This window comes from Actinobacillus capsulatus DSM 19761, assembly GCF_000374285.1.
GTDB classification, from domain to species: Bacteria; Pseudomonadota; Gammaproteobacteria; order Enterobacterales; family Pasteurellaceae; genus Actinobacillus; species Actinobacillus capsulatus.
On sequence record NZ_KB893938.1, the window covers coordinates 37,146 to 49,513 of the forward strand.

Annotated in this window: 9 protein-coding genes; 3 read left to right on the forward strand and 6 right to left on the reverse strand. The window is 40.3% G+C overall.

Annotated elements, in window-relative coordinates; all coding sequences use genetic code 11:
* Nucleotides 1-39: 39 nt before the first annotated feature.
* Nucleotides 40-531, forward strand: a complete 492-nt coding sequence (ybeY, locus tag C228_RS0106875) for an rRNA maturation RNase YbeY (protein ID WP_018651933.1) — start codon at nt 40-42, stop codon at nt 529-531.
* Nucleotides 531-2,333 carry a tRNA(Met) cytidine acetyltransferase TmcA domain-containing protein gene (locus C228_RS0106880; RefSeq protein WP_018651934.1) on the forward strand — a complete coding sequence of 601 codons (1,803 nt, stop codon included), beginning with the start codon at nt 531-533 and terminating at the stop codon, nt 2,331-2,333. The genes ybeY and C228_RS0106880 overlap by 1 nt, the downstream gene beginning before the upstream one ends.
* A gap of 60 nt (nt 2,334-2,393) precedes the next feature.
* Here the strand turns inward: C228_RS0106880 and topA are convergent, their stop codons facing one another.
* A complete protein-coding gene (topA, locus tag C228_RS0106885) occupies nt 2,394-5,003 on the reverse strand; it encodes a type I DNA topoisomerase (protein ID WP_018651935.1) in 2,610 nt (869 codons plus the stop codon).
* Between the two features lie 141 nt (nt 5,004-5,144).
* Here topA and C228_RS0106890 point away from each other — a divergent pair, with 141 nt between their 5' ends.
* Nucleotides 5,145-6,041: a LysR family transcriptional regulator gene (locus C228_RS0106890; protein WP_018651936.1), complete on the forward strand. Its 897-nt coding sequence runs from the start codon at nt 5,145-5,147 to the stop codon at nt 6,039-6,041.
* A gap of 155 nt (nt 6,042-6,196) precedes the next feature.
* On the opposite strand, the gene argA is transcribed toward C228_RS0106890, so the two are convergent.
* The 5 genes from argA to C228_RS0106915 form a co-directional block, all read right to left on the reverse strand.
* Nucleotides 6,197-7,510, reverse strand: coding sequence for an amino-acid N-acetyltransferase (gene argA, locus C228_RS0106895; RefSeq protein WP_018651937.1), 1,314 nt, complete (start codon nt 7,508-7,510; stop codon nt 6,197-6,199).
* 146 nt (nt 7,511-7,656) lie between these two features.
* A complete protein-coding gene (gene aroA, locus C228_RS0106900) occupies nt 7,657-8,955 on the reverse strand; it encodes a 3-phosphoshikimate 1-carboxyvinyltransferase (protein ID WP_018651938.1) in 1,299 nt (432 codons plus the stop codon).
* A 15-nt stretch (nt 8,956-8,970) separates the two neighbouring features.
* Nucleotides 8,971-10,065 carry a histidinol-phosphate transaminase gene (gene hisC / locus C228_RS0106905; protein ID WP_018651939.1) on the reverse strand — a complete coding sequence of 365 codons (1,095 nt, stop codon included), beginning with the start codon at nt 10,063-10,065 and terminating at the stop codon, nt 8,971-8,973.
* Between the two features lie 192 nt (nt 10,066-10,257).
* Complete coding sequence (serC, locus tag C228_RS0106910) at nt 10,258-11,346, reverse strand: 3-phosphoserine/phosphohydroxythreonine transaminase (protein ID WP_018651940.1); 1,089 nt, start codon at nt 11,344-11,346, stop codon at nt 10,258-10,260.
* 146 nt (nt 11,347-11,492) lie between these two features.
* On the reverse strand, nt 11,493-12,365 hold the full coding sequence (locus C228_RS0106915) for a MurR/RpiR family transcriptional regulator (RefSeq protein ID WP_018651941.1): 873 nt from the start codon (nt 12,363-12,365) through the stop codon (nt 11,493-11,495).
* Between the last annotated feature and the right edge of the window lie 3 nt (nt 12,366-12,368).

Genomic DNA, 12,368 nt, shown 5'->3' on the forward strand with positions numbered 1-12,368 from the left:
ATATTCGACAACATTCCGTTTTTTATATATTGAGAATTTATGACAACACCAATTATTGATTTACAAATTGCTGCTGAAAATAGTGAAAATCTTCCGTCTTTAGCACAATTTACCCAATGGGTGCAACGTGCGTTAGCGCACGAAGCGCAAACTGAAGATTTCCCTGAAACGGAAATCACGATTCGTATCGTGGATGAAGCGGAAAGCCACGAGTTAAATTTAACTTATCGTGATAAAGACAAACCGACCAATGTACTTTCGTTTCCATTTGAAGTGCCAGAAGGCATTGAATTACCACTATTAGGTGATTTGATTATTTGTCGTCAGGTGGTGGAACAAGAAGCACAAGAACAACAAATTTCACTAGAATCGCACTGGGCACATTTAGCGATTCACGGCACGCTACACTTACTCGGTTATGATCATATTGAAGATGCGGAAGCGGAAGAAATGGAAGGCTTAGAAACCGAGATTATGCAAAGTTTAGGTTTTGAAGATCCGTATATTTCAGAAAAAGTGATTGAAGAATAATGCGTAAACTGGTGATTTTAGCTGAAATGCCTCCGCTTGACGGAGGCATTGTTATTCATAGTGGCAATATCTCTCAAGCCAAACAGTATTTAGGGCAAGAACACCCCTATGCCATTTATGATATGCGCGCCGAAGGCGGTGTGTGTCTTAACTTAGACGCATTTGCGATTATTGCCGGTACGATTCAGGCACAAGGCACACTCTACCTCATTTGCCCAAACTGGGATACGCTTGAGCAGCAATTTGATTTTGATTCGCAACGTTGGAATAGCGGTAAAGTGATTACCACACCGAATTTCTATCGCTACTTTAAGGTATTAGCACAAAAATTCGGTTTCCAATTTCAAACGATGCAACAAACCGATTTTAGTCTGCCACCATCACTAAATCAAAGCTCAACTACAGAACATCTTACGCTACAGCAACAAGAAATCTTTGAAAAATTACCGCTTGATTCGTCAGCTATTCACTTGATTACCGCACCTCGTGGGCGAGGCAAATCGACCATTGCAGGTAAATTAGCTCAGCAGTTAGCCCAAACGGAATCGGTACTAATTACCGCAAGAAGTCACTCAGTCTTACCCAGTTTTTGGAAGTCTGCTGCGCAGCATATTCCTTTTTTTGCCCCCGATCATCTATTACAAAAAATCTCGGCAAACCAAATTGCAGCAAAGAGTTGGCTATTTATTGATGAAGCAGCAAGTTTACCATTGCCGATGTTACATCAACTCTGTACTTACTTCGATAAAGTGGTGTTAACCACTACCACACATAATTATGAAGGTACTGGGCGAGGCTTTAGCCTGAAACTCCCTCAACAGCTCACAAAGCCGTATCGAGAATGGCAACTGAGTAAGCCGCTACGTTGGGACGAACATGATCCGTTGGAACAATTTATTGATGAATTATTGATTATGTCGCCACCAAGCGAAGTCAATCAATATGCTGAATTTTATCATTTACTGGCGGAAGCGCATTACAAAACGACACCGAGCGATTTACGCCGATTATTTGATGCACAAGATCAGTTACTACATTCTCGCTCTGAGCATCAGCGTTTAGTCGGTGGTATTTGGGCTGTACCAGAAGGTGGTTTGGAACCTGAATTAGCCGAAGCCATTTGGCGAGGAGAACGCCGCCCACAAGGCAATTTAGTCGCACAATACCTTTGTTTCCAAGGCAACTTACTCGAAGCCTGTCAGCTACGTTCGGTACGAATCTCTCGTATTGCGGTGCAATCTGAATTGCAAAAGCAAGGGATTGGCAAGCGGTTAATTTCTGACTTTATTTTGCAAAAAATTCGGCAAAATCGACCGCTTGTAGACTATATTTCGGTCAGCTTCGGACTCACGGAACATCTGTTGCATTTTTGGCAACAATGTGGTTTCCAGTTAGTGCAAATTACCCCGACTAAAGAAGCCAGTAGCGGCTATCACAGCGCAATGATGCTCTACCCGATTTCGGAACAAGGTCAACAATTTGTACAACAAGCTACTGCCCAATTTGAGCGAGATTTAGCGCTACAGCCTTTTTATGCAGAATTGCAAAATATTTTGCCAATTCGACCGCTTGTGCGACTGCAAATGAACGAACAAGATTGGCGTAATATAGAAGGTTTCGCATTAGCGCAACGTTCGCTGGCAGCAAGTTATGTCAGCCTAACGCGCCTTTACTGGCAAGATCCTCGCAATCACGGCGTGTTAGCCAATCTCTGGCAACAATTTGAGAGTATTCAAGGTAAAAAAGAATGGTTGGAAAACTTGCGTAGCCTGCTTGCCAGTTACTTGCGATACGCACGCTAATTAGTTGCAAATCGCTATAAAAAAACACCGTTTGTTCGGTGTTTTTTTGTTTAAGAGATTTTATTTTTTACGTTCTAGCCATTTGCCATCCACGTAATCCACGATCCATTTAGTCGCCTTACCGTCTTTTTCAGAAGTCACATATTGACGTTTTTCTTTACGGCTAAAGCGGATAATCGCTTCATTCCCTTCCGGATCTTGCTGAGGAGCATCAGCAAGATATTGTAATTTTTCCGGCAAACGATCACGGTATTGTGCTAATTCGGCAACTTTCGGCGCACGTGTTTCACGTGATTTCGGGAAATTATGTGCTGACATAAATACACCGCTTGCGCCATCACGTAACACAAAATACGCATCCGATTTCTCACATTTGAGCTCCGGGAAATGAGTCGGCTCTTCACGAGGCGGAGCCACTTCACCGTTTTTCAGAATCTTACGGGTGTTATCGCAAGCAGTACAGCCCATATATTTACCGAAACGACCAAGTTTGAGATGCATATCTGCACCGCATTTATCACACTCAACAATCGGACCATCATAGCCTTTAATTTTGAATGTCCCTTGTTCTAACACATATCCGTCGCAATTCGGATTATTACCACAAATATGTAATTTACGTTGCGGATCAATCACATAGCTATCCATTGCCGAATCACATTTCGGACAACGTTTACGGGCTAATAATGCTTTCGCTTCTGATTCTTCATCCAACACATTGAGTAATTCCGCTTCCGGAATCAAATTCATTGTGGTTTTACAACGTTCTTTCGGCGGTAATGCATAACCGGTACAGCCTAAGAATACACCGGTAGAAGCGGTGCGAATTGCCATTTTTCTTGCGCAAGTCGGACAGCCAATTTCCGTTGGCACAAGACTATTCGGCTTCATTCCGCCTTCCAGATCGTCTAATTCGGCTTTGGTAAGCTGCTCCGAGAAATCCTTGAAGAAATTATTGAGCGCTTCCTTCCAATTTTTATTACCTTCCGCAATTTGGTCGAGCGTTTCTTCCATATTGGCGGTAAAGTCGTAATTCATTAGATCGCTAAATGATTCATCTAAACGATCGGTGACGATTTCACCCATTTTTTCTGCATAGAAACGGTGATTTTCAGTACGCACGTAACCACGCTCTTGAATAGTCGAAATAATCGCGGCGTAAGTGGACGGACGGCCGATACCACGTTTTTCCAATTCTTTGACTAATGCCGCCTCAGAGAAACGTGCCGGCGGTTTAGTAAAGTGCTGGCTAGGTAGCACTTCTTCTAACATTAATTTTTCATTGAGTGCGACTTCCGGTAACACTTGATCTTCAGCGGTTTTGCCTTGTATCGGTAACGCTTTCGTCCAACCGTCAAAACGTAATACACGCCCTTTCGCTTTTAATTCATAGTCGCCTGCCGTAACAGTAAGGCTGGTTGAATCATAACGAGCTGGTGTCATCTGGCAAGCTAAGAAACGACGCCAAATAAGTTCATAAAGACGCCCGGCATCTTTTTCCATACCTTTTAAATCAGACATTTTCACATTTACATCTGACGGGCGAATCGCTTCATGTGCTTCTTGTGCACCTTCTTTACTTGAATAGAAATTCGGTTTAGCCGGTAGGTACTCGACCCCAAATTGATTTTCAATATAACCACGCGCCATCGCTAATGCGTCTTGGCTTAAATTGGTTGAATCGGTACGCATATAAGTAATATAACCCGCTTCATATAAGCGCTGCGCCAACATCATAGTTTTCTTCACACTAAAGCCCAAACGGGTACTTGCCGTTTGTTGTAATGTCGAAGTAATAAATGGCGGACTGGCTTTCGAGGAAGTCGGCTTTTTATCAATTTCTGAAACAATAAATTCACTACCTTGTAATGCTTTTACCGCTTCATCTGCTTGTTTTTGATTTTTTGCCGAGAATTTTTTACCTTTATAGCCAATTAAATCTAGCGGTAATTTCCCTTTAGCCGTCAACGTATTGGCTAAGATCTCCCAATATTCTTCCGGTTGGAATGCTTTAATTTCTCGTTCACGTTCAACTAAAAGTTTAACCGCAACCGACTGTACACGCCCTGCAGATAAGCCTCGCGCCACTTTTTTCCAAAGTAACGGCGATACCATAAAGCCAACCACACGATCTAAAAAGCGGCGTGTTTGTTGAGCATTTACACGGTCTAAATTTAAATGATCCGGCTTCTCAAACGCTTTTTGAATCGCATTTTTGGTGATTTCATTAAACACTACTCGGCTGAAACGAGCCTCATCGCCTCCAATAACTTCTCGTAAATGCCAAGCAATCGCCTCCCCTTCTCTATCCAAGTCGGTTGCGAGATAAATATGATCAGCTTTTTTTGCTAAGGACTTTAATTCGGATACGACTTTTTCTTTATCCGGTAGCACTTGATAATTCGCTTTCCAGTCATGGTAAGGATCAATGCCCATACGCTTAACTAATGCGGCACGATCTTTTTCTGCTTTTAATTTTGCTTTTTGTTCTGCAGTCATGCCTTTGGTGGAAATCGGTTTTACTTTCTCGTTTTTTTCGCTTTCACTACCGCTTTTAGGTAAATCACGAATATGACCGACACTTGATTTCACTACATAATCACTACCTAAATATTTATTGATCGTCTTAGCTTTCGCTGGCGACTCCACAATAACCAATGATTTTCCCATTAATAACTACCTAAAATGTAAATAATTAAAGAAATATATTATAGTTTATTTCTTTCTGGTTGATATTTGGTGCTACTTGAACCAAAATATGCCGACAATAGCAAGCCTAATAGTAAAAGACAATATCTAGAGAAAGAAATTATGGATAAACTCAACGCAATTAATCTTTTTTGCCGAGTGATAGAAACACAAAGTTTCACTCAAGCCGCTCAGCTTGAACAAATTTCGTTGGCAATGGCAAGCAAACTTATTGCTCAGCTTGAAGAGCATCTTAATGTAAGATTACTTCACCGTACAACTCGTAAGATTACCCCAACAGAAGCAGGGTTACTTTATTACCAGCGCTGTCTGCCAATTCTGAACGAATTAAAAGATGCGGAGAATAGTGTAAGCAATATTACCTCTACATTACAAGGAAAAATCACAATTTCCCTGCCGATGGACTTCGGTTCGCGCTTTGTTGCACCTTATTTAGGTCAATTTATCGCTACTTATCCCAATATTCAGCTTAATATTGAATTTAGTGATCGCCGTGTTGATGTTGTCGCAGAAGGCTATGACTTAGTATTAAGAATCGGTTTGCTTGAAGACAGTTCAATTGTTGCAAAACGTATTGCGCAATCAGAGCTAGTTTTGCTTGCATCACCAGAATATTTAGCCACACACGGCACACCCGAAAGGCTGGAACATCTGGCGCACCATACTTGCTTACTCTATGAAAACCATCAACAATGGCTATTTGAAGAGAATGATCAAAAAATAAAATTCAAGCCCACGCCGCATATCATGTCAAATAATGGTTATGCACTGCTACAAATGGCAAAAGCCGGACAAGGTATTGTCAATTTACCGCTCTTTTTAGCCAAAGAAGAACTAAGTGCTGGTCAATTAGTCGAGATCTTGCCCCAGTACAAACAACATCCGATTGATATTAGTCTTTTATATCCGCATCGCCGCTACTTATCACCAAAGGTAAAAGTATTAATTGAATTTCTTAGTAAATTAATGCAAGAAAGACAACAATATTTAATGAAGTAACAAGCGGTCATATTTATATAATTTTTTGCAAAATTGAGGCTATCTACACCTGCCGGCGCAAGTGCCTTCACTCGTGCCTTTGCCATTTTTGAGGAGATAAAATGGCATGAGAAGAACTCTCGCACTTTCATTATATTGGTGATAGATTTAATCGCTTATTGATTAAGATCTAAAATCAAAATCTTTGACATTCTTTGGTAATTGTAATGTTCTCGTTTCTCTTTCGGTAAATCTTCCGTACCAGATACCACAAAGCCTCGCTCTTGGAACCACTGTGTTGTGCGAGTGGTTAATACAAACAATTTCTCGACCTGTAATTTATAAGCTCTACGTTTAATCGCCTCTAATAACACATCACCTCTTGATGAATCTCGATAATCAGGATGCACCGCCACACACGCCATTTCCGCCATTTTTTCTTCCGGATAGTGATTCAGTGCCGCACAGGCAATCACAATACCGTCACGTTCAATAATCGTATAATGACTAATCTCCATTTCCAGCTGTTCACGTGAACGTTTTACTAAAATACCCTGTTCCTCAAGCGGTCGAATCAGATTTAACAAACTCGGAATATCAAATGAAGTAGCCAAACGAATATTTTCCGAACTCTCTTCCGATAACTGCGTACCGATACCGTCACGAGAGAATAACTCTTGAAGTAATGAACCGTCTTCTTTATAACTCAGCAAATGCGAACGTTTAATGCCAGCATGGCAGGCTTCAATTGCCGCTTGTAAAAAGCGAGCGGCAGAATTGTGATATTGCCCGGATTCAATAAATTGCGTTAAATAACGTTTAGCTTCACGTGGATGTAAATCCGATAACACATTACCTTCCGAATCTAAGATCCCTCGCTGATCACAAAAGCCGATTAACTTATCTGCTTTTAACTTAATTGTAATTTGCGTTGCAATCTCCTCAAACGGCAAATTAAACATTTCACCTGTCACTGAAGGGGCAATCGGGCCGATAACCACTATCGAATCCTGTGCTAATTGCTGCTCAATCCCTTCGATATTAATTCGGCGAATCTTGCCGCTTAAACCGTAATCCACACCATCAATCACACCAAGTGGCTGCGCCAATACTGCATTGCTACTCACCACATTCAATACCGGTGAATTCGGTAAACGCAGCGACAAACGAGAAAAAATATCATAATGCAATCCGCCAACCGCTTGCTTCACCACTTCTAATGTTTTGCTATCGGTTATACGAATATTATTATGATAAGCAGAACCTATTTGATTTTTTGCCAGTAGTTCATCAATTTGGCAACGAGCACCAAACACGATGACCAGTTTGATGCCTAAGCTATGGAGCAATCCAATATCGTTGGTAATATTAATAAAATTCGGGTGAGCAATCGCATTACCGTCTAACATAATCACAAAGGTTTTCTCTCTGTGCATATTTACGTAAGGCGTGGATTGTCTAAACCATTGAACTAATTCTGTGTTACGCATAACTTCCTCATTATTTTTTGTTTCTGACAAATGTATATCGAAATGAATATTTATGCAATTTAATTGAATTAACACTTATATTTACACATAAAAAAGCGGTTAAATTTGCAAATTTTTTTACAAATTTAACCGCTTATTATCGCTTTTTATGTTCTTTCCGACAACTTCTCAAATTCATTGAAATAGGTCGGGAACGTTTTCGCCGTACATTTCGGATCTAAAATCGTCACCGGTGTATCGGACAAGGCAATCAACGAGAAACACATCGCCATACGGTGATCATTATAAGTGGCAATTTCTGCATGTTGGAATTGCGTGAGTGGCAAAGGTTGAATACGAATAAAATCTTTACCTTCCTCAACTATTGCACCTACTTTGTGCAATTCGGTTGCCATCGCCGCTAAACGATCGGTTTCTTTGACACGCCAGTTATAAATATTGCGAATCACCGTTTCCCCTTCAGCAAATAATGCGGTAGTCGCAATCGTCATCGCTGCATCAGGAATATGATTCATATCCATATCTACACCTTTAAGCTCGCCTTGCTCCGCTTGGATAAAATCGTCACCCCAAGTAATTTTAGCCCCCATTGCTTCCAACACATTAGCAAACAAGCGGTCACCTTGGATCGAATTTTTACCAATACCGGTTACCTTCACTTTACCTTTAATTGCTCCAGCAGCTAAGAAATAAGAAGCGGATGACGCGTCACCTTCCACTAAGTATTTCTCCGGCGAAATGTAGCTTTGGTTACCTTTTACCACAAAGGTCTGATAATTTTGGTTCTCAACATTTACCCCGAAATCTTTCATCATCGCTAAAGTAATATCAATATATGGTTTTGATACCAGTTCACCGATAATTTCAATTTCCATATCGCCTTCAGCAAGCGGTGCCGCCATCAGTAAAGCGGTTAAAAATTGGCTGGAAATCGAACCGTCAATTTGTACTTTTCCGCCTTTTAGGCCACTGTTTCGGATAGCTAGCGGCGGATAACCTTCATTTTCCAAATATTGAACGCTTGCACCCACTTGGCGAAGGGCATCAACCAAGTGTTTAATCGGGCGTTCTTTCATACGAGGTTCGCCGGTTAGAATAACTTCCGCTTCAGCCGCACCTTTTAAACACAACGCAGCGGTTAACGGGCGCATTGCCGTACCTGCATTACCTAAAAATAACGATAACCCATTTTGCCAATTAAATGCGCCGCCAATTCCTTCAACAGTACAAACGGTCTTATCTTCCGATAATGAATAATTCACGCCTAATGCCTTTAAAGCATTTAACATATGGCGAATATCATCACTGTCTAATAAATTGGTAACTTTAGTCGTACCTTTCGCTAAAGCAGCTAATAATAACGCTCGATTTGAAAGGCTTTTTGAGCCGGGTAAATTAATCTCGCCTTCAACACGGCTGATCGGTGCTAATGTAATTTTTTCCATCTGTATTCTCTTAAATTAGCCTAATACTTTTACTAATGCGGCAAACAAGCGGTCATTTTCTTGCGGTAAACCGATACTGATACGTAAATGATTCGGCATACCATAACCTGCAATCGGACGAACAATTACGCCTTCACACAATAAAGCTTCATAAATCGGTGCTGCCGGACGTTTGAAATCAATCGTTATAAAGTTGCCTTTGGAAGGAATATAGTCCAATCCTTGTGCTTGGCAGAATGTTTCGTAACGTTGCATTTCTTGGCGATTATTTTCCGCGACTTTTTCCACAAAAGCATCGTCATTCATCATCGCAATCGCTGAGGCCAATGCAAGGCTGTTACAGTTAAATGGTTGGCGTACGCGGTTGAGTAAATCCGCAATTTCAGCATTAGATACGGCATAACCAATACGTAATCCGGCAAGTCCATAAGCTTTGGAAAGTGAACGAGAAACAATTAAATTCGGATATTTTGCCAATAAACCGAATGAATCAACACGCTCGGAAGCATCTGTAAATTCGGTGTATGCTTCATCTAATACCACAATCACATTTGCCGGTACTTTTGCTAAGAAAGCATCAATTTCCGCTTCGGTTAAGAAATTGCCGGTCGGATTATTCGGATTGGCAATAAAAATCAATTTGGTCTTTTCATTGATTGCAGCAAGAAACGCCTCTAAATCGTGTCCCCAATTTTTTGCCGGAATTTCACGAGCCACTGCATTAATCGCTTTAGTGACTAATGGATAAACGATAAATGCGTATTGAGAATAAATAATTTCATCTTGTTCACCGGCAAAGGTATGTGCAAATAACTCCAATAAATCATTTGAACCGTTACCTAAGGTAATTTGATTCGCTTGTACGCCGAATTTTTTTGAAATTGCCGCTTTTAATTCAAAGCCGTTTGCATCCGGATAACGAGTAAGATCATTTAATTGATTAATAATCGCTTGTTTTGCACTTTCCGGAAATCCGAACGGGTTTTCATTGGAAGCTAGTTTAATGATATTGCTGATACCAAGCTCACGTTCCAATTCTTCAATCGGTTTACCTGCTTGGTAAGGAGAAAGGAATTTCACGCCCTGATTGGCGATGTTGAGAAATTGCATTTTTACCTCTGTAACATTATTTTTATTGAGTTGTTGTTGGATTGTATTAGAGAATTTTAATCTTTGCTAGTAAAAAATACGTTACAGATGGAAAGATATTAATACATGGTTAATTCTTCAGCTCGCTGCCGTAAAATCATATCCGTATAAAAAAGGCTATCCGATCGGATAGCCTCAGTAATTTTTTAAAGATTATGCATTTTCTTTTGCAAATTTATCCATAAATTGGATTAATGCTTCTACACCTTCAATCGGCATCGCATTATAGATAGAGGCACGCATACCACCTAACACTTTGTGTCCTTTTAAGGCATGCAAGCCACAAGCGGTCGCTTCTGCTACAAATTTTGCATTTAATTCATCATTATCTGTACTAAATGTCACATTCATTACCGAGCGATTCGCTTCCGCAATATAATTGCGATAGAAAGAACTGTTGTTCAAGTAGTTATAGAGCAATTCAGCTTTTGCTGAATTACGTTTTTCAACCTCACTTAAACCGCCCTCTTTAATTAAATGTTTAAATACTAGTGAACATAAATACCAAGCGAATGTAGGCGGTGTATTAATCATCGAATCAGCATTCACTTGCGTTTCGTAATTCCAAATTGAAGGGGTTGCCGTGCGAGCTTTACCAATCAGATCTTCACGTACAATCACAATCGTAATACCTGCCGGCCCCAGATTTTTTTGCGCACCTGCGTAAATTAAGCCGAATTTGCTGATATCAATTTGCGTTGAAAGAATATCAGACGACATATCTGCCACTAACACTGCATTACCCACATTTGGGATCTGTTTAATTTGCACACCGGTTATCGTTTCATTTGTGCAATAATGAACATAATCATACTTTTCGGCAATATCACTAAAATCGGTACGGGTTACCGCAATCACGCCATTTTTATCTTTTTCAACGATATTAATTTCATCGATTTTACAGAAATTACGCGCTTCTTTTGCCGCCATCCCCGACCAATGACCGCTATTTAGATAAAGAGCTTTACCCTTTGCACCAATTAAGTTCATTGGCACCGCAGCAAATTGCCCACGTGCGCCGCCTTGCAAAAACAGAATTTTATAATTTTGCGGAATGTTATAAATCTCACGAAAATCTTGCTCAGATTGCGTTGCAAGTTCCATAAAAAACTTACCGCGATGGCTAACCTCCATTACCGAAGTACCTTGGTTTTGCCAATTTAACAATTCTTGTTGCGCTTGTTCTAACACGGCTTTTGGCATCATTGCCGGACCTGCACTGAAATTATAAACTTGTGTCATTGTGTTTGCCTCTTATGTTTCTTTAAAACGGATTCGATCATTCTAGCGAAAACATTCGTCATTTTGAAAGCACTTTTTTAGATAAAAAAATAAAGCGGTCAAATTTGCAAAAAATTCTGCAAATTTAACCGCTTATAAAACAAAAATTATCGGCCGTGAACACGTTGTTCCAAAATCACATCTAAAGTTTTTTGTTTTTGTTGAATTGATTTTTCCGGCTCTGCTTTAACTAATAAAGCGTAGATAAGATCTAACACGAACAATTGTGACATTTTAGTGCCGATAGAATCGCCCTGCATATGTCCTTGGCGATTGCCGTTAATCAATACATAATCGGCAACATTGGTAATGGGTGAACGAATATGGTGAGTAATCGCCACGGTTTTCGCATTATTTTTACGCGCAATACGCAACGAACTAATTACCTCATCTGAATAACCCGAATGGCTAATCCCAATCACCACATCACCTTCACGCAATAATGAGGCTTGCATATACATAAAGTGATTATTGGTTACCGCATCAGTCTGTAAGCCGATACGCATCAATTTATGTTTTGCATCTTCTGCGGTTAACCCCGAAGAACCCACCCCGAACAAGAAAATGCGATGCGCTTCTTGCAATTCTTTCACCACATTTTCTAATTCTTGAAAATCAAGTAGATTGATCGTTTCGGCAATCACATTGTTCAAGCTACTTTGCAATTTAATCGCAATTTCTTTCGGCGTATCGGTTTCCGAAACATCCGTATCAAAAATTGAGTTACTTTGCTTTTCTTGGGTCGCCAATTCAATAGCTAAATCCAATTTAAAATCGGTATAGCCTTTAAAACCTAAAGTACGACAAAATCGGATAAATGTCGCTTCACCAACATCTAGTTGCTTTGCCACTTCAGATAATGAATTCTGACTGAGGATCTCCGGTTGAGCCAAAATCGCCGAAGCAATTTTCTTCTCTGTTTTAGTTAAACTGGTTTGTAATGCGCCGATAGTATCTAATATTTTTCCTCGAGCAGACATAAC

What these genes read in the sequence shown, in the direction of transcription:
- ybeY (WP_018651933.1), top strand. Translation starts at nt 40, where the DNA reads ATGACAACACCAATTATTGATTTACAAATTGCTGCTGAAAATAGTGAA.
- C228_RS0106880 (WP_018651934.1), top strand. Translation starts at nt 531, where the DNA reads ATGCGTAAACTGGTGATTTTAGCTGAAATGCCTCCGCTTGACGGAGGC.
- topA (WP_018651935.1), bottom strand. Translation starts at nt 5,003, where the DNA reads ATGGGAAAATCATTGGTTATTGTGGAGTCGCCAGCGAAAGCTAAGACG.
- C228_RS0106890 (WP_018651936.1), top strand. Translation starts at nt 5,145, where the DNA reads ATGGATAAACTCAACGCAATTAATCTTTTTTGCCGAGTGATAGAAACA.
- argA (WP_018651937.1), bottom strand. Translation starts at nt 7,510, where the DNA reads ATGCGTAACACAGAATTAGTTCAATGGTTTAGACAATCCACGCCTTAC.
- aroA (WP_018651938.1), bottom strand. Translation starts at nt 8,955, where the DNA reads ATGGAAAAAATTACATTAGCACCGATCAGCCGTGTTGAAGGCGAGATT.
- hisC (WP_018651939.1), bottom strand. Translation starts at nt 10,065, where the DNA reads ATGCAATTTCTCAACATCGCCAATCAGGGCGTGAAATTCCTTTCTCCT.
- serC (WP_018651940.1), bottom strand. Translation starts at nt 11,346, where the DNA reads ATGACACAAGTTTATAATTTCAGTGCAGGTCCGGCAATGATGCCAAAA.
- C228_RS0106915 (WP_018651941.1), bottom strand. Translation starts at nt 12,365, where the DNA reads ATGTCTGCTCGAGGAAAAATATTAGATACTATCGGCGCATTACAAACC.